This window comes from Pseudomonas sediminis (assembly GCF_002741105.1).
Classification (GTDB): domain Bacteria; phylum Pseudomonadota; class Gammaproteobacteria; order Pseudomonadales; family Pseudomonadaceae; genus Aquipseudomonas; species Aquipseudomonas sediminis.
In genome coordinates, this window is the sequence record NZ_NIQU01000002.1 from 310,107 (window position 1) to 328,644 (window position 18,538).

The 18,538-nt window shown below is 59.9% G+C and carries 16 protein-coding genes; 11 read left to right on the top strand and 5 right to left on the bottom strand.

Annotated features, from left to right (window positions below):
* Positions 1–83 precede the first annotated feature (83 nt).
* The 11 genes from CDO35_RS06860 to CDO35_RS06910 all read left to right on the top strand — a co-directional run bounded on the left by CDO35_RS06860 (position 84) and on the right by CDO35_RS06910 (position 14,401).
* The gene (locus CDO35_RS06860; protein ID WP_099523193.1) at positions 84–1,508 is read left to right on the top strand and encodes a mannose-1-phosphate guanylyltransferase/mannose-6-phosphate isomerase; all 1,425 of its coding nucleotides are present in this window, start codon (positions 84–86) and stop codon (positions 1,506–1,508) included.
* A 61-nt stretch (positions 1,509–1,569) separates the two neighbouring features.
* A complete protein-coding gene (locus CDO35_RS06865; protein WP_099523194.1) occupies positions 1,570–3,090 on the top strand; it encodes a glycosyltransferase in 1,521 nt (506 codons plus the stop codon).
* Between the two features lie 17 nt (positions 3,091–3,107).
* The gene (locus tag CDO35_RS06870; RefSeq protein WP_099523195.1) at positions 3,108–4,253 is read left to right on the top strand and encodes a PilZ domain-containing protein; all 1,146 of its coding nucleotides are present in this window, start codon (positions 3,108–3,110) and stop codon (positions 4,251–4,253) included.
* Positions 4,254–4,296: 43 nt separating this feature from the next.
* Positions 4,297–5,736, top strand: a complete 1,440-nt coding sequence (locus CDO35_RS06875) for a sel1 repeat family protein (protein WP_208019940.1) — start codon at positions 4,297–4,299, stop codon at positions 5,734–5,736.
* A complete protein-coding gene (locus tag CDO35_RS06880) occupies positions 5,733–7,124 on the top strand; it encodes an alginate export family protein (RefSeq protein WP_099523197.1) in 1,392 nt (463 codons plus the stop codon). The genes CDO35_RS06875 and CDO35_RS06880 overlap by 4 nt, the downstream gene beginning before the upstream one ends.
* A 17-nt stretch (positions 7,125–7,141) precedes the next feature.
* Positions 7,142–8,575 carry an MBOAT family O-acyltransferase gene (locus CDO35_RS06885; protein WP_099523198.1) on the top strand — a complete coding sequence of 478 codons (1,434 nt, stop codon included), beginning with the start codon at positions 7,142–7,144 and terminating at the stop codon, positions 8,573–8,575.
* A gap of 10 nt (positions 8,576–8,585) precedes the next feature.
* The gene (locus tag CDO35_RS06890) at positions 8,586–9,689 is read left to right on the top strand and encodes an alginate O-acetyltransferase (protein ID WP_099523199.1); all 1,104 of its coding nucleotides are present in this window, start codon (positions 8,586–8,588) and stop codon (positions 9,687–9,689) included.
* A 15-nt stretch (positions 9,690–9,704) separates the two neighbouring features.
* Complete coding sequence (locus CDO35_RS06895; protein ID WP_099523200.1) at positions 9,705–10,346, top strand: alginate O-acetyltransferase AlgF; 642 nt, start codon at positions 9,705–9,707, stop codon at positions 10,344–10,346.
* A 34-nt stretch (positions 10,347–10,380) separates the two neighbouring features.
* Positions 10,381–11,799 carry an alginate O-acetyltransferase AlgX-related protein gene (locus CDO35_RS06900; RefSeq protein ID WP_099523201.1) on the top strand — a complete coding sequence of 473 codons (1,419 nt, stop codon included), beginning with the start codon at positions 10,381–10,383 and terminating at the stop codon, positions 11,797–11,799.
* Positions 11,790–12,905: a polysaccharide lyase gene (locus CDO35_RS06905; protein WP_166432390.1), complete on the top strand. Its 1,116-nt coding sequence runs from the start codon at positions 11,790–11,792 to the stop codon at positions 12,903–12,905. Before CDO35_RS06900 ends, CDO35_RS06905 begins: the two co-directional genes overlap by 10 nt.
* Positions 12,906–12,919: 14 nt before the next feature.
* Positions 12,920–14,401, top strand: coding sequence for a right-handed parallel beta-helix repeat-containing protein (locus tag CDO35_RS06910; RefSeq protein WP_099523202.1), 1,482 nt, complete (start codon positions 12,920–12,922; stop codon positions 14,399–14,401).
* Between the two features lie 60 nt (positions 14,402–14,461).
* Here the strand turns inward: CDO35_RS06910 and CDO35_RS06915 are convergent, their stop codons facing one another.
* From CDO35_RS06915 to CDO35_RS06930, 5 genes are all read right to left on the bottom strand, one after another.
* Complete coding sequence (locus tag CDO35_RS06915) at positions 14,462–15,142, bottom strand: polysaccharide lyase family 7 protein (RefSeq protein ID WP_099523203.1); 681 nt, start codon at positions 15,140–15,142, stop codon at positions 14,462–14,464.
* Positions 15,143–15,251: 109 nt separating this feature from the next.
* Positions 15,252–15,593, bottom strand: coding sequence for a hypothetical protein (locus CDO35_RS22775; RefSeq protein ID WP_143507306.1), 342 nt, complete (start codon positions 15,591–15,593; stop codon positions 15,252–15,254).
* 114 nt (positions 15,594–15,707) lie between these two features.
* Complete coding sequence (locus CDO35_RS22955) at positions 15,708–17,189, bottom strand: P-loop ATPase, Sll1717 family (RefSeq protein WP_208019941.1); 1,482 nt, start codon at positions 17,187–17,189, stop codon at positions 15,708–15,710.
* Positions 17,190–17,225: 36 nt separating this feature from the next.
* The gene (locus CDO35_RS06925) at positions 17,226–17,774 is read right to left on the bottom strand and encodes a hypothetical protein (RefSeq protein ID WP_099523204.1); all 549 of its coding nucleotides are present in this window, start codon (positions 17,772–17,774) and stop codon (positions 17,226–17,228) included.
* Between the two features lie 15 nt (positions 17,775–17,789).
* On the bottom strand, positions 17,790–18,101 hold the full coding sequence (locus tag CDO35_RS06930; RefSeq protein ID WP_017364004.1) for a hypothetical protein: 312 nt from the start codon (positions 18,099–18,101) through the stop codon (positions 17,790–17,792).
* Positions 18,102–18,538 lie beyond the last annotated feature (437 nt).

An 18,538-nucleotide genomic window follows, 5' to 3' on the forward strand; every position in this document is an offset into this window, starting at 1 on the left:
AGTCAGGTGCCGCTTGGTTGGTTATGGCGTGTCGCCAGTTCACTGCCCATACGATCCGAATCGATGTTTACAGGAGTGACAGCATGATTCCTCTGATTTTGTCCGGCGGCAGTGGCTCCAGACTCTGGCCGCTCTCACGCAAGCTGTATCCCAAGCAGTTCCTGGCCCTCACCGGCAGCAAGACCCTGTTTCAGCAGACGCTCGGCCGCCTGGCAATCGAAGGCATCAGCCGCCCCATCGTGGTATGCAACGAAGAACATCGCTTTATCGTCAGTGAACAACTCGCCGCCATCGGCAGCGAAGCGCAGAGCATTCTGCTGGAGCCGTTCGGCCGCAACACCGCGCCGGCCGTGGCCATCGCCGCCATGCATCTGCTCGCGGCCGGGCGTGACGAACTGCTTCTGGTGCTGCCGGCCGATCACGTTATCGAAGACCTGCAGGTATTCCACGGCGCCCTCGGTGTAGCTCGCAAGGCTGCAGAACAGGGCGAAATGGTGCTGTTCGGCATCCCCGCCGAACGACCCGAGACCGGTTACGGCTATATCAGGACCGGCGAGCGAGCCGGGCTGCCGGGTGGCGTTCTGTCAGTCGAGCAGTTCGTCGAGAAGCCCGACCTGGCCACCGCCAGCGAGTTCGTGGCGCAAGGCGATTACGTCTGGAACAGCGGCATGTTCCTGTTCCGCTGCAGCCGCTATCTGGAAGAACTGCAGCGTCACGACCCGGACATCTACGACACTTGCCAGCTGGCACTCAGCCGTAGCAAGAGCGACCTGCAATTCATCCGCATCGACCCCAGTTCCTTCGAGTGCTGCCCGGATAACTCCATCGACTACGCGGTGATGGAAAAGACCGAGCGCGCCTGCGTGGTGCCGCTCGCAGCAGGCTGGAACGACGTCGGTTCCTGGTCCGCGCTGTGGGACGTTCAGGACAAGGACGACAACGGCAACAGCCGCTCTGGCGACGTGGTGATTCATAACAGCCAGGACTGCCTGGCCCATAGCCAGAGCAAGCTGGTGACTTTGGTCGGCCTGAAGGACGTGGTGGTGGTAGAGACCAAGGACGCCGTGATGGTCGCCCACAAGGATCACGTGCAGGACGTCAAACAACTGGTCAACACCCTCACCTGCGATGGGCGTGCCGAGGCGCAGAACCATTGCCAGGTCTATCGCCCCTGGGGCAGCTACGACTCCATCGACAGCGGCAACCGCTTTCAGGTCAAACGCATCGTGGTCAAGCCAGGCGCCAGCCTGTCACTGCAAAAGCACCACCACCGTGCCGAGCACTGGATCGTGGTCTCCGGCACCGCACGGGTGACCTGCGACGACAAGACCTTCCTGCTCTGGGAGAACCAGTCGACCTACATCCCCATCGCCGCCGTTCACCGTCTGGCCAACCCCGGCAAGATTCCTCTGGAGATCATTGAGGTCCAGTCCGGCGGCTATCTGGGTGAAGACGACATCGAGCGCTTCGAGGATGTCTACGGCCGCACCGACGTCACGGTCAACTGACGGCGTTCAGCGCCACAACGCCTGACATCCGTATACGGCTTCACTGGAGGAAGCACGTCACATGCCTAGGTTATTCAACGGGGTCGATACCTCATCCGGCTTCGGCAAGCTGTGCGGTTGGGCGTGCCTGATCGCCCTGCTCGCGCTTGCCTCGGAAATGGTCGACCCAAGCTACCTCGACCCGTCGCATCAGAAATTCATTTTTCTGATCGGTGCGCTGGGCATGTGGCGTTATGGCAATGCGGCCACTCACTACCTGCGCGGCATGTACTTCCTGCACTGGCGTTTCCCACGCATGCGCAAGGCCGTCGAGCGCATGGGGGCTGCGGCACTGCCCGAGCACATGTTCATGGTGGTGACCAGTTTCCGTATCCCGACACACACCACCTTCAAGGTCTACCAGTCGGTGTTTCAGGAAGTGCAGCGGATGCCGGTGCCCTGCACCGTCATCGCCTCGATCGTGGAGAAAGGCGACGAGAACTTCATCAAGGACATCATGCGTCAGGAGGTCCGTGACCGCGACGATATCAAGCTGATCATCGTGCGCGCCCGTGGCACCGGTAAACGCGACGGCCTGGCGCATGCCTTCCGCGCACTGTCCCGGCAGATGCCCTTGGAGAACGCCGTGGTCGGCGTGGTCGATGGCGACACCATGATGCTGCCCGGCTGCGTCGAGCGCGCTGTCAGCATGTTCGCCTATCTGCCCAGTGTCGGCGGCATCACCACCAACGAGTTCTGCGAGGTGGAAGGCAGCAAGCTGATGCAGGAATGGCACACCATGCGCTTCGTCCAGCGGCACATCAACATGTGCTCGATGGCACTGAGCAAACGCGTGCTGACCATGACCGGGCGCCTGTCGTTCTTCCGCGCCAGCGTGATGACCAACCCGGAATTCATCAAGGACGTGGAAGCCGACTTCCTCGATCACTGGCGGCTGGGGCGCTTCCAGTTCCTCACCGGCGACGACAAATCCTCCTGGTTCAGCCTTATGCGCGCCGGTTGGGACACCTTCTACGTGCCCGACAGCCACACCCTGACGGTGGAGCATCCACCAGACAACAGCTTCCTGCGCGCGACCCGGCAACTGATGTACCGCTGGTATGGCAACTCGCTGCGCCAGAACTTCCGCGCCACTCGACTGCTGGGCCTCGATCGCCTGGGCCTGTTCACCATGTACGTGCTGTACGACCAGCGCGTGTCCATGTGGACCTGCCTGATGGGTTTGAGCGCCTCGGTGGTGGCCGGCCTGCTGTTCGGCATCCAGTACCTGCTGCTGTACCTGTTCTGGGTTCTGTTGTCGCGCACCCTGGTAACGCTGTTGTTCTTCTTTGCCAAGCACCCGGTGCATCCGATGTACCCCTTCGTTCTGTATTACAACCAGATCGTCGGCTCGGTGATGAAGGTTTACACCATGTTCCACATGGATCAGCAGAGCTGGACCCGGCAAAAGACCACGCTCAGCAACGGCAGCGTCAGTTTCGATGCAGCCCTTAATCGATGGACGTCGAAGACGATGTTGTTGTCCTCCATTGCCATCTTCTTCGGGGTCATTTCGGTCCTGCTAGAACTCACGCAATCTTAAGTAAAGGCGCGAATGCTATGAGTAGCACCACTGTCTTACCTGTAAACGTTGTTCACGAAGCGATCGATGAGCGCCAGTTCGTGCGCGCCAAGATCCCCGCCCGTATCAGCCTGCAAGGCCACGGCCTGAACGGCGTGGAATGCGAGATCCTGGACATCTCCCTGGGCGGCATCGGCCTGTCCTACGAGCAGCCACTGAAGCTCGGTAGCCTGTTCCAGGGCTCGATCAAGCTGAAGCTGAACAAGGTCGATCTGAACATCGACACCAAGCTGAAGATCGTCTCCCAGCGCGGTCACGAAGTCGGCGCCGAGTTCGTCGAGCTGGATCGGCAGAAGCGCGACATCCTGCGCTACATCATCTCGGCCTACATGTCCGGCGACATCGCCGACATCAACGGCTTGTTCAACGTGATGCAGCGCGAGAACTACATCAAGGAGCGCAAGACCAAGCAGGCCAGCTCGCGTACGCCCACGGAACGCTTGAAGGCGGCATTGGGTTCGATGCTGTTTCTCGGCGCCGGCCTCGCGGCAGTCAGCCTGATCGTCTACAAGAGCTACCTGCTGTTCTTCCAGATGCCGGCCGCACAGGCGGTGGTCAGCGCCAACGCCTATGTGCTGAGCATGCCGGAGAACGGCAACCTCAAGTACCTGATCGGCCCCGAGCAGACCAGCGTGAGCACCGGCCAGCCGCTGGCCAGCGTGTCCACGCAACTGGCCAGCAGCCTGACCAGCCCGACCGACATCGCCGCTCTGGCCAGCCTCTCCGAACAGGATGCAGCCGCTCTGCTCGGCCGCGTGACCGTCGAGACGGTGATCGCCAGCCCTTGCGACTGCAGCCTGTACTTCCCCCGCCCGCGTATGGACGGCTTCGCCTACAAGCAGGAACAACTGGTGCACCTGCTGCCGCAGGATCAGCCGCTGAACGTCAAGGCCAGCGTGCCGTTCGAGCGCATGGACAAGATCGAGCGCGTGCGAGCGGTCGAGATGCGCGTCCTGGGCAGTGACACCATCTACACCGGCGAGATCGTCGCCAGCCGCGTCGACGATCAACGACAAATGGTCGAGCTGACCATCAAGCCGGATCAGGAGTTGCCGCGCAGCGCCTATCAATTGCCCACTGCCGTCGACTTCAAACTCGGCCTGCCACTGCGCTGGACGTTCTGAGGTCGCCATGCCGGTCAGATATCTTCTTTGCACAACCGCTCTGATGCTGGCTCTCGCCAGCTCGGCTCATGCGGCGCGCAGCCTCGAGCAGGTCCGCTATGCGCTGTTTCAGGACGGCCAGGCGGAGGTCGAGGAAGACCTGCGCCATCTGGCCGCGCGTGGCGACCTGGCCGCCACGCGCCTGCTTGGCGAGGTACTGGCCAGCCGCAGCCCGGCGAACACCACACAGGCCATCGACCTGTTCAAGCAGGCCTTTGCCGATGGCCGCGGGGACATCGGTGCGCTGATTCCCCTGGCCAGATTGCTGGACAACAAGCCGCGCTGGCGCGAGGCCAACCGCACATACATGCGTCAGGCCCTCAGCCGCTTTACACCGGGACGCGATTTCATCGCAGTCGACACGCGCCTCGAAGTGTTTCTGGTCTACCCCGAGCTGTTCACGCAGGACGAAGTCACCCGCCTGATCGAACTCTATGACCGCGCCTGCCTGATCTACTGCCACGCGCCGCTGTACCGAGCGGTAGCGGCAGCCCGCTACGGCGACAGAAACGAAGCCGAGAAGTGGTTCCAGCTGGCCGTGGAGAGCGACCCGCGCGCCGTACAGCGCTATTACGACTTTCTTGGCGCGCAGCGCAACGTGCTGTTTCGCGCCTTCGCCGAACGCCTGACGCCGCGCATCAACGCCCTGCCGGTCGACCTGGTGCACCGCATCGCCCAACAGGTGGCGAACATTCGCAACATAGAAATCAGCACCTTCAACAACAACCGCCCGACAACCCGCGCGCAGAACGACGAAGAAAAAGCAGCCCGCGAACTCAAGGCAAAGGCCCATGCCAGCCTGGTCGAACAGCTCGACCGGGAAGTACTGCTGTGGCTGGACAACGCCATCGAGCGTGATTTCGGCCCTGCCATGCTGAGCAAGGCCAGCTTTCTCATGACCGCACCGGACCGTTACAGCCCGGAGCCGGTGCTGGCCCTGATTCAACGCCTGGAACAACGCCAGAACAATAGCCCGACCCTGAGCATGGTCGAACGCGAAAACCCGATCACTCCGCAGCGCATCAAGGCACTGCGCGCCAGCCTGCACATGGTGCTGTGGCGCACACTCGATCCACGCTTGAGCCAACGCCTGATCGCCGAACTGCAGGCCGAGCAATACCCCGAGGCATTGCTGCTCGAAGGCGACCTGTACAGCCAGGGCGGGCTGGACGAGCCCGATCAGGATCGCGCCCTGGCGCTGTACATGGAAGAGGCCCGCCAAGGCTCGGTGAATGCCCTGCTGCGCATCGCCCGCCTCTATACCTACGGCCGCGCCATCTGCCGCGATAACGGCAAGGCCTATGCCTTTGCCTATGCGGCCCATGAGCTGGGCGACCTACGCGCCAGCGATCTGATGCACTCGCTCAGCACCCGGCTCACGCCTGAACAGCGCGATACAGCCACCGCCGAAGGCAACCGTCTTATCGAGGAATCCACACTGTGAGCGCTCCTAACGCCCTTAGCCGCGCAGCCCTGCTGCTCGCCTGCCTGCCGCTCGGCCTGCTGCACGCAGAAGAACCCAGCCTCACCTCGCCCGAGCTGGAGCCGGTCACCTCGCTGCTGACGCACAAGCTGTTCCTGCGTACCGGCTATGGGCCGGACGAAACGCGCCTGGGCGAAGACCGTCGCAGCTTCTTCAGCTTGCGCTACGAGCCGTCCTACCGCTGGTATTCGCCCGAGCAACGTTGGGCGAAGTGGGAAGCCTTCGGCCGCCTGTGGCTCAACTACGACACCGATCCGAATGCCCTGCAAAGCGATGAGGGCAATGACGAGAACGTATCGAGTCGGCGCCATGCCTACAGCGAAGCCCGCGAGTTCTATGTACGCCGCAACCTGCTGGGCGACGACCCGCGTTTCTCCGCGACCTTCGGCCGCCAACGTTTCACTGATCGCTTCGGTATCTGGTGGGACGACAGCATCGAAGCCTTGCGCCTGGACTACAACGACAGTTTCGCCAGCGGCTTCGTCGCCATCGCCGAGAAGTTCTACTACTACAACTCCGACGACAACCGACTCGACCCGCGCGACAAGAAGATCCGCTACCTGATGGCCGAGTACGCCTGGCGCTGGCATGCCGATCACTGGGTCGGCGCGCGCTTGCTACACGAAGACGACTACTCGGGTAGCTCGCCGGATGATCGCCAGGACTTCGATGGCCTGCGCTACGGCGTATTTTTGCACGGTGATACCCGCCACCTGACATCGCTGTTCAGCGACTACCATCTGGAAGTCGCTGCACTCGACGGCAGGCTGGAGACCACGCAGAGCAATGGCCAGCGCGACAGCGGCGACAAGACCGGCTGGGCAGTCGTGGCGGATGTCGGCAAACGCTTCGAGACACTGCCATGGACACCGCGCGTAGGCATCAGCGGCGGTATCACCGACCGCCCCAATGACAGCGGCAGCGACGGGTTTACCCTCAACCGCATTCAGTCTGATCGACGCAACGATCCGCTGAGCTACAGCAATCGCCTGGTCAGCAACCTGGTCAGCGTCAACCTGAGCAACCTGGCCTTCTACGGCATCGTGCTGGAAACCCAGCCCACTGACCGCAGCGCGCTGGATCTGCGCATCAGCGACCTGCACCTGCGTAACAGCTCGGCGCAGATGCCCCTGCGTACCACCAACGAAGGCGTGGTGCGCGATACCAGCTCGTCCCACCTGGGCCAGGTGCTCGACATCAACCACTACTGGCGCATGTTCCCGCTGGCCTACGACGGTAAACGGGTACAGCTCAACACCCTCACCAGCCTGAGCTACTTCAAGGCCGGTAGCGCGCTGGAAATCGGTGATGACTATCAACTGACGCTGGGCATAACCCTGACTTACTGACCGAGAGCAGCGCTAGCATGATCTTCGCCTCCAACGTCTTTCTGTTCCTGTTCCTGCCGGTGTTCCTGCTTTGTTACTACATAGCCAAGGACCACTGGCGCTCGTACGTGATCGTGCTCGGCAGCTATCTGTTCTACGCCTGGTGGCGTCCGGACTTCCTGCTGCTGTTCGTTGCCATTTCGTACTGGAACTACTGGTTCGGCCTGCGCATCAAGGCGCGGATCGATGCCGGCGAGAAGAAGATCGCCTTTCGCCTGCTGACCGTCGGCGTGATCGGCAACCTGGCCACCCTCGGCTACTTCAAGTACGCCAACTTCGGTGCCGATGTGCTGGTGGCGGTGCTGGAACCATTGGGCATCAACACCTTTACCCTGGAACACATCATCCTGCCGCTGGGCATCTCCTTTTATGTATTCCAGGCGCTGAGCTACATCGTCGACATCTATCGACGCAATGCCGAACCCACCAATCGCTTCGTCGATTTCGCGGCCTATATCGCCCTCTTCCCGCAACTGATCGCCGGGCCGATCCTGCGCTACAGCCTGATCGACAAGCAGTTGAAGAACCGCACCCACTCGCTGGAGCTGTTTTCCCTCGGTGCCTGCCGCTTCATGCTCGGCTTCATCAAGAAAGTGCTGATCGCCGACTCCCTGGCACCGATGAATACCCTGTTCATTGGCGGCGGTGATGAGCTGCAGATGGCCGACGCCTGGTTTGGCCTGCTGATCTCCGCCCTGCAGTTGTACTTCGACTTCTCCGGCTACAGCGACATGGCCATCGGCCTGGGCATGATGATGGGCTTTCGCTTCGCCGAAAACTTCAACCAGCCCTATATCGCGCAGAGCATCACCGAGTTCTGGCAGCGCTGGCACATGACCCTGGCCGACTTCCTGCGTGACTACGTGTACATGCCGCTGGTACGCAAGCGCCTGGCCGGTATGCTCGTCGGGCTGGTCATCACCATGGTGCTGTCCGGGCTATGGCACGGGCCAAGCTTCGCCTTCATCTTCTGGGGGCTGTTCTTCGGCATTGCCATGGTGGTCGAACGCAAGCTGGGCATCGCCACCAAGGTCAACACGCCCTACAACTTCTGGCGCAATGCCCGCTGCATGTTCGTGCTGGCCTCCTGCATGCCACTGTTCTTCACCGGCAACCTGCCGCACGCCCTGCAGGTCTACCAGGCGCTGATCGGCCTCAACGGCATCGGCTCGCTGGACCTTTACTGGTTCGGCACCTCCGCCATGAGCATGACCTTCACCCTGATCGCCCTGCTGTGGATCGTCATTGCCGGCGGCATCAACATTCGCTACTACGCCGGCACGCACAAGGACCAGTACTTCATGCAGCACGTCAGCGGCTTCAGCGCTCTTTTGCTGTGGGTCGGTTTCCTGCTGACGCTGACCCGCCTGGCCGCGAACTCCTTCTCACCTTTCCTGTATTTCCAGTTCTGAGGATGCCCCAATGTTTCCGGTGATGAACTCGGCCAGCAAGATCAACGGGATTCTCTTCTGCGTGATGCTGTGCGCCATGTTCCTGTACTCGCTGCCGACGGTGTTCGCCTTCGCCGGCACGCAGACCCAGGCTCTGTCGCTGTTTCTCGACGGCAAACTGGTGCGCAAGTTCGAGCAGTTCTACGACAAGCAATTGTTCCTGCGCGACCCATCCGTCGAACTGTGGGCCAACATCCAGCACGCGATCTTTCGTGAAGGCGCCAGCGGCGTGGTACTGGGTCGCGACGGCTGGCTGTTCACCAACCAGGAATACCTGCAACCCCGTGACCTCGAGGGCAACCTGGAGCGGCAAATCGTGCTGATCGACAAGGTGCGCGCGCAACTGGCGCAACAGGGCGCGCGGCTGATCGTCCTGCCGATTCCGATGAAGCTGGACACCTACGCCGAACACTCCACTTATACCCCCTCGCAGCAGATCAGCGGCCTGTACCAGCACTTCAGCCAGCGCCTGCACGACCACGGCATCGACACCGTGGACCTGCGCAGCGCCTACCAGAGCGCGGCGGCCACCGAGCAGCTGTTCCTGCGTAACGACACCCACTGGAGCCCAAGGGGCGCCGAACTGGCAGCCCAGACCCTGGCCAAGCAGTTTCCCGAGCTACTGGGCGAGACCCCTTACCTGACCCAGGCCGTCAGTGAAAAAGAGGTGACCGGCGATCTGCTCAACTACCTCAAGTTTGACCCCAGGCTGGCGCCCAGCTATTTCGAGCCAGTGCATATCCAACTCTACGAAACCCTGCAGCAGAGCCATAACGACCTTGCCGACAGCCTGTTCGGCGAAGAGGCCGTGTCACTGGCGCTGGTAGGCACCAGCTACACGCGCATCGATGACTGGAATTTCGTTGGTTTTCTCAAAGAGGCCCTGCAGCGTGACCTGGTAAGCGTCGCACTTGAAGCCCGCGGCCCGTTCCAATCGATGAACGAATTTCTCGCCGGCCCAGCCGCGAAAAGCGGTGACCTGCAGACCGTGATCTGGGAGTTCCCCCTGCGCACCCTGCTCGCCCAGCGTCAGATTCCTTCCGCCCTGGCCATGCCAGAAACTGCCCAACACTGACCGAGGTAACGTCATATGCCCGCCCTCATCCCCCGCGCCCTGATCATCCTGCTGACGATCGCCAGCGCCGCCGCACAGGCCCAGGACGGCAACGCCGACCTTTACGACCCGGTGGCCCCGGCCAACTCGGCTTTCGTACGGGTACTCAACCTCAGTGAACGCAACATCGAGGTCACCCTCAGCGGCAAGAACAAGCCCCAGGTCGTCACCGGAGGCCAGTTCGGGGGCTATCGCTTCGTTACGCCAGGCAAGCAGCGTATCGCCGTGGCCAACCAGGCGATCGAGCACGAGCTGAAGGCCAATACCGCCAGCACGGTGATCTACCGCGACGGCCAACTGCTGCTGATCGCCGACCAGTTCGTCAACGAACCGCGCAAGGCGCAGATCGCCTTCTACAACCTCACCGACAAGCCGGCGGCGCTGAAGACCGTCGACGGGCAGCACGTGGTGGTCGACACCATCAAGCGCGACGAGACCGGCAGCCGCATGGTCAACGAACTGAAGATCGCCTTCGCCGCCTATGCCGACAGCGAACAGCTGATCGGTTTCGACGAGCTGTTCCTGAAAAAGGGCCGCTCCTACACCTACGCCCTGCTACCCGCAGCCAATGGCTACCGCGCGATAACCCTGGCCAACAGCATCGACCCCAGCGAATGAACCCTGAACGGCTGGCCAAACAAGTGAGCGGACGATGATCGCAAAGAGCATGAAGCACTATTTTCTCCTGGCCATCGGTAGCCTGATCGCAGCGGGCGTACAGAACGCTTCCGCTGCGTCGCAAAGCGAAAAGACCGATGAATGTACGGATTTGCAATGCCTGATCTGCCCGCAACTCAGTGCGCCTGAGGAATATGCCGAAGGCAACATGAAGTCGCTCAAGCAGATCGTGCCGGGGAGCGACCGCTGGCTGTTCCGTTCGGAGGTCGACCTGACCAACGAGTTCGGCATTCCGCCAGCCATGCAGCCGGAATTCGCCCGTCTGATGCGTGCGTTCGCCAGCCATGGCACTCAAGTAGCAGTGGCCGTGCAGCCGACTCGCGGCCTGATGCATCGCGCTCAGTTGCAGCCAGGACAGATGCATGGCTTCGACTACGCGCGTGCCAGCGCCAACCTGCGCAAGTTTCTGCAGCAGATGCGTGATGGTGGCGCCATCGTTCCGGACATCATGACCCTGGTCGAACAGCCACCGAAGGACTTCTTCTTCCGTCGCGACCACCACTGGACCCCGGTAGGTGCAGAAGCCACCGCCCGGGTCACTGCCGACGCCATTCGCCAGCACCCGGTCTACGCGCAATTGCCGCGCAAGGGCTACACCACCGAGCAAACCCTGACCCTGTACAAGGACGGCACCCTCAACCTGGGCCTGGCGGCGATCTGCGGCAACCACTTCGGCTATCAGTTCGTGCCCGGCTACCAGACCGTGCCGGAAGACAACGATGCCTCCCTGCTGTTCGAAGAGCAGCCGGACCCGGAAATCGTCCTGGTCGGCACCAGTAACTCCGCCGCCCGTGAAGACGAGACCAAGCAGTTCAACTTCGACGGTTTTCTCAAGCAGTACCTGAACAGCGACCTGATCAACTACGCCATGCCCGGTGCGGGCCAGGATGGTTCGCTGCTGGAATACCTGCTGTCGTCCAACTACGCCCCGGACAAGGCGCCCAAGCTGATCATCTGGGAGCTGCCGGCCAACTACCGCCTCGATGGCGACCTGACCTACCGCCAGCTGATCCCGGCCGTCAACGGCGGCTGCAAAGCCAGCGACAGCCTGCTCGAAACCCGTGTCGAACGCCCGTCCATGGGTCTCAACGACCGTCTCGAGCTGCTCAGCAACGCCGGTGAGCAACGCAAGGACCTCAAGGGTCGCGACGCGGTGCTCGACATCCGCATCAGCGATCCCAACATCAAGAATTTCTACATCATCACCTACTACGACAACGGCACGCGCGACAAGGTGTGGTTCCGCCGCGAGGCCATCGTCACCGGCGGGCAGTACTACCTGGAGCTGAGCCGCGCCGCAGAATTTCGCGACGCCAACCTGCTGTCCGTGCTGCTCGAACCTACCCAGGTCGTGGAGCAGCCCTTCCAGATCGAGACCAAGCTATGTCTGTGAGGATTTCGCCCGGCCGCCTGACGGCCATGCTGGTGCTGCTCGCCGGCCCCATGAGCGCCAGCGCCACGCAGTCGATCTGGAGCAACCACACGCCGAACATAGCGGCGCAGATGACGGGCGACTACCGCAACCAGAGCTGCCCGAAAAAACCGCCTGCCGCCTACACCGGGCACCTGCAACTGGACAGCAAGTACGACCAGAGTGACGCCAGCAAATCACGGCTGGTAGCGCGCCAGAGCAAGGACACCGAGCGCATCCGCCAGCAGGTCAAGCAGTACATCGGCGGCCTGGTGAAAGCGACTCAAGTGTTCCAGCGCACCAGCAAGGCCAACGAAGCCACCACCGCCCTGGCCTGCCTGAACCAGTGGCTCGATGCCTGGGCCAGCAAATCGGCACTGCTCAGCGACGACGCCAGCAAGACCGGCGTCGCCTCGCGCAAATGGGCACTGGCCGCCATCTCCTCGACACTGCTCAAGGTGCAGGCCTTGAGCGATCAGCGCTATCAGTTGAGTGCGGTTCAGACGCGCTGGCTGGGCCAGCTGTCGGCCAAGGTGATCGCCGAGTACGAACCACGCCGCTACGACAGTGGTATCTACTTCAACAACCACGACTACTGGGCCGCCTGGGCCGTGGCTGCCACCGCCATGCTGCTCGACGATGACCGCGCCCTGGCCTGGGCCGATGTCGCACTGCGCCGCGCCTTCACCCAACTCGAGCCCGGCAAGGGCGACTACCAGTACCTGCCTCTGGAGGTCGCCCGCGGCCGCCTGGCGGCCGACTACAGCCATTACGCCCTGGTACCGCTGATGCTGCTGGTGGAGGCCGCCGAGCATAACGGTCGCCCGCTCACCGAGCAGGAGCGCGAGAAACTCGCCGGCCTGGCCAACTTTGCCGCGCGCGCTGTGCTGGAGCCCAAGACCCTGGCGGAACTGACCGAGCGCCAGACGGAAGTCGGCCCGCACAAGATGGTCTGGGTGCTGCCCTTTCTCACGCGCTATCCGCAGCATCAATGGGCCGCACGCCTGTACCAGGCGCACGGCAAAGCCATCAATCATTACAGCCAGGTGGGCGGCGATCTGAAACCGCTGTACCCCCAGCTCAACTGACGCAGGATGCCACCATGTCCCAGGCACTGACCCTCTTCCGCGCGCTGCTGCTGACCGCCTGCGCAGCCTGCAGCCTGAGTGCCCTCGCCGGCCCCGCGGCGTTGCACACGCTGGACCCGCAATGGCAACAGCAGCAGCAACAGCGCACCAGCCAGCAGATCATGCAGCACAGCCAGCCACCGGCCTTCGACCTGCAGGCACCGGCGCAACGCGGCAACGCCAGCCTGGAGCCGATGTACTCCGCCCAGGCGGGCAGCTGGCCCTTCGAGCCATTCGTGCACAACGGCCTGTTCCGCGCCATCGCCGGCTACCAGGCGCAGCACCCGCGCGCCGTGGTCATCCGCGGTGGCAGCGTCAGCCTGGCGCAACTGCACGCGCAACTGAACGACCCAAAGGTGCTGCGTAAGCATGAAGACGGTTACCTGCTCAGCTACCCGCTGATGATCGCCGAAGACGCCGCCCTGCTCATTGATGATCAGGTGCTTTACCTCTTCGGCCCGTCGGGCACCGCGCTGATCAACCAAGGCTTGCTGCAGGTAAAGGGTTCGCGCCTGGAAAGCTGGAGCGACGGCCGCGCGCTGGCCACCGACCGCCCTACCCGGCCCTTCATCATGAACTGGGCCGGCAGCCGTCTAAAGGTTGCCGACTCGCACCTGGTCAAGATCGGCTACAACGCCAACTTCTCCCGCGGCATCAGTAGCGGCATCAGTGCGCAGCAATCGGCCACCCGGCCGGCAGCGCGCATTCTGATCGACAACAGCCGCTTCGACGGCATGGCCAGCGCCCTCGAGCTGCGCCACAGCGAGGCCCTGATCCGCAACAACCAGTTCAGCCACCTGCAGCAGTACGGCATCGATCTGAGCAACAGCCGCTTCCTGATCGCAGACAACCGCATCGACGACGTAAAACACAACAGCGGCATCCGCATCGGCGGCAGCAGCAGCGGGCGCATTCAGAACAACCTGATCCTGCACACCGGCAAAAGCGCCATCGAGGTCAGCGAGCAGAGCGGCGCCCTGCTGATCGAGAACAACCGCCTCGGTGCGTCCAAGGGCTACGGCCTGATGCTGCGGCAGATCAACGGCGGCGCCGGGCTGCTGATCGAGAACAACCTGATCGCCAACAGCCGGCTCAGCGCCATCGACGCCGGCGGGCTCAGCGGCGCCCTGATCATCGACAACCGCATCCAGTCCACCCCGGAATACGCCATCAGCCTGCGCAACGAGCAGCTCACCGCCGGCCAACTGGTCATCACCGGCAACACCCTGGAAAGCATCGGCAAAGCCATGATCCGCGTGGAAGGTATGCAGAACACCGTGCTGGGCAGCAACCAGTACCGCGCCAACCCGCTGTTGCAGAACCTGCTGATCGGCGACCTGCTGCCCCTGCAAAGCCAGATCCTCGACAACACCGTGCGGCGCAATTGCCACCTGCAGATATCCCAGCCCCTGACCGGCACCAGCAGCAGCGCAGACGCCCCCACCTGCACCAACTGACCTACGCCAGACGTGGTCAAAAAGCCTGCACTCATTCTGATCCGAGTGCAGGCCAAGACCCTAAAGGTGCTCGACTTTCAACGCTGAAAACACCGCAGCCCCGGCACTGGTTTCGTTGCCGTTGTTGTCGAGCGTGTAAACACCCGCCTTGAAATACAGGTTGTGGCTGGCCCAGGACGAGTTGAGTACACCGCTCCAGGTCTTGACCGCACCACCGGGCTCGACCAGGCCAATCGTCAGCCTGCCGTTCTTCGCCAGAAACACCTCATAACTGAAATCCTGATTCAGCTTGATCTTGCTCGACAGCACGATCTTGGTTGCATTGGCGCTGGCCGGATTGCCGCGAAACGAAATCACCACATTGCCATAGCCAGTGGGCGACAAGGATTGATAGCCCAGCATCACGGGGGGCGAAGTGCCGTTCTTCGAATGGATCTGGGAAAAGGCGATCAGCCCGTTCGAAGGCACCTGGGTGATTCTCGCCGTGGCGGTCAGCACGTTATCCGCAGCGCTATAGGGCCAGTTGCGCAGAGCGCCGTCAGCGAAAGTCTCGCGCAACTCGCTGCGCGGGTAGGTCGAGTTGGCTGTCGTGGTGCCGTTGACCGGTGCCCAGAAAAACAGCTTGCCCTCCTTGGACTGAAAGTAGTGATCCTGATACCCCCCAGCCAGAACGGGGGTGGAAATAACGGCGGCGGGAACGCCGACAGGGATGGTCAGGTTCCAGGTGGACAGGTCGATCATGGGGGCGGTACTCCGAGGGTGAAACGGTGGTCTACGCCCGATCTATCCATGGCCGTGCCGGCATCGCTTCGAGCGTTGAGGCGGAGAATATCGGCACACTCAGCGGCCGTTAACGACCACCCGTCACCATGCTGGCGCTATTTTTTTGACCAAACAAAGCATGACCAACAGAAAAATCTATCCCCCATTCACCGCTAAGGAATTTCCCAAGCGAAACGGCGAACAGCGCACCGGAACTGAGGGAGTTGGCGCCAAAAAGCACTTTGCAGAAATGTGCGTCAGCTCGCGCTTTGTAGCGCGGCGAGCGTTGCTTCAAGGGCGTTCGACCATTTGCGGCAGGCCAAGGCGAAGACCCGGAAACGACAAAGCCCCGAAGCGTATGACGGTTCGGGGCTTTGGTTTGGATATGGCGGAAAGATGAGGATTTGAACCCTTTTTTGCGGGTGCCCATTGCTGCCCATCATTGCCCAAAGCAAGCAAAATTGGGGCTTTCGCCTCATGCCTTCTGCCCATTGCCGCACTCTGTCGCCCGTTGATTTCGACACGTGCGGTAGCGGTCTCTATATTAACTTTTTCGTTTTCCCGACCTCTGAGCTCTAATCTTTTCTGATTTTGACTCCACGTTTTTCAGTCTCAAAGTTCGTCTGAAAACTGGATGAATCTCCCATGATACGCCTTCGTCAACGTTACTTTCGGAGCGTAGTAAATTTGGTCTTTTGTCGAACGATATATGCTCATACTCTCCGCTTTGCATATCTCGCCTAGCGGAGAGAAATCCTATCGAGTATAAAAAGTGCGCAATCTCTTTGGCGCTCGGGGTTCCAATCACCCCTTCAATTTTGGCAAGAGCTCCTGGCTGAACCCTGTTTTTTATAGTTCTTAAAAGTTCATCAGTTGTGAACCTTTCCGGTTGATCTGCAAATCCTACAATTAGACTTTCTATTTGTGGGCATTGAGATTTGAATTCTGCAATTGTGTCCTCAATTCTTCTTTGGCCGAATTCATCCATCTGGCCTAGAACATCCTCTAGTGTTATTTTTTCACGCCTGGCTTCATTAGCTTTAATTGCAGCTAACTTACATATCTCGACGAGCCATCTTGGCCTGTGTCTTGATATTGTATGCAGAGCCACATGCATTGGGCGAAGCCCTGCCCCGCCCCATGCAACCGGATTTTCAAACAGTAGACTTATGTATTCTGAGTTTCTCGCGTTCTCACCGGAGCCAATAAATTTCTGACCTGATGTCTGAAGGTAACCTTCAACCCGTCTTGCAAGCATTTCTTCGAAGCTGTCAACATCCCATGAAAGATTGACCATGTATTGTTCTACGTTTGAAAGAGCCTCGTAGTCTGGCTTAATACTGGCCCATACATTTGGTCTTACGCACAACCTGAATCTAAACTCTGGAATCTGCCCAAATATCTGCCTTACTGCAATAAAGCAAGACGCAACCTTTATTTTGTATCTGGGGGTATTTTGAAAATTCTGATCAATGTCATCTAAAATCATCCAGACAGGTGCTTTATTTCCTAGCCACCTTTGCAAGACCCTTTCAGGATTTTCCATCAAAGGCCTGCTTCTTTCTAAAGGCACCTCGCTAGTTCTAAGTCGATCAAAAACAGCGGATACAAACGAGCGTTCTTTGTAACTGTTACGCTCAGCCTCTTCAACTAGGCTGATCGCGTCATCAGTGAATGCATAGTTTATTTTTGCACCAATTTCACTTGCAATATTCCTTAGAATATTTGTTTTCCATGCTCTAACCCACTCATCCGAATCATTACTATCTATCGATGGAGATAGAGCCTGGCCTGTTGTCCTTATGATAATAATGTCATCATTAGCCTTTAGTTGCAGTTCAATAAGCCGTAACAGTGCGGACTTACCTTCTCCCTTGAAGGCTCTGACAATTTGTAAAGGCTTGTCTGCATTTAGGAATCTATTGATCTCTGGCCTATCGACCGCATACGAAAGCAGCTTATCAATATCCTCGTCCTCTGCGGCCTCGTTCCCAAAAATCTGATCTGGATCGTCAAGACTAAACATAAGCTGCCTCTTTTTTCCTGATATAAAAAGGTACTTCTATTCTCGGTAGTTAAGGCCAACGCCCAACCGGCAATTTCGCCGTTCGATGCTGCCTTCTTTCAATGGCCAGCACGTTGAATCCTTCGTTTCTTTGATAACTGTCACCCGCACCTTATCAGCCGGTTTTTCCGGTTCTGCGGGCTTATAGGTATCGCGAAGGCTGAGCACGTTGTCAGCCCCTCGTGGGGTGTAGTTCTGATCGTTAAACACCGTCTGTTTTACTGCTGGGCTATCTGAGCCAGTGGGCTGCTCAGGTTGCTGCGTAGACATTGCGTCTCGCCTTGCCTGCTCTTCCACGATCCTGTCCCAGTCGTTCCTGGGCGCTGGTTCTGCTCGGGTGATCTCGGCAACCGGCTTGGGCTTCGGTGGCTGACTGTTCGCGGCCAGGTCCTTTACGGTGTTCTGCATGAACGCTTGACCGGCCAGAGTGAGAGCACCAAGGGTAACGACAGTGCCGATTGTTCCTGCCAGTACAACCTTTAGGTTGCTGCCTTTGCTCGGGCGGCTGGTTAGCCATTCTGGGGCGTCGTCTCTGTCTGCCTTCATCCTTGAACTCCTTCCTTACCAGTCCCTTTCTCGCATGCCCATGATGCACTCCTGCACGTCTTCATCGATGACGTTGCCGGGTTTGATGCACTCTTTCATGGTCTTGCGCGTGCCGCGATTAGCTTCCCGCTCGGCCTTGGCCTGACGCTCGAGGTTATCGCGTGCAGCTCGGCCCATCGCGGTGTCATTGCCCGACAGGCTCTGCATGATGCTTTTGCTGACGTATTCACCTGCCGCGTTTGTGGCGGGTTTGATCGCGTCGATGGCTTTGGACAGGGCTGTCTGATCGTCTGCGTTGGCTGCAAGGCTGACGATGGCCAGTGCCAATATGGCTGCTCTCTTCATTCTTTACCCACCTCCCTTCGGGCATACCAGCGCCTAGCTACTTCCTGGGTGATCGCTATCCCGCGTCTTGATCGGTCAAGTTTCGGTTGGCCTCGTCGTAATCCGGGCTTCTATGTCCGCCCTCTGGCTCAACCCTGCCGCTCACTAGCCAAAGCGCGTACTCAGGAAAGGCATCTGCAAGGATGCCGATTTCCTCTGTACCGATACGAATTTTCTCGCTGCTGATGTTCCGCCAGCGGTCGTAGTTCTTCCCGCCCTTTTCGCTTAGGCGTTTCGGTCCTACGGCCCTAATCAATTGAAGCGCTCTATCTCGAACAGAGTCCATATAGACACAAATCATTGTGCGTAACCTTTACGCAGACATGATGCCGTGTAAATATTACGCAGGAGTAAATTTTACGCAAAGCTCAGCTTTGCCA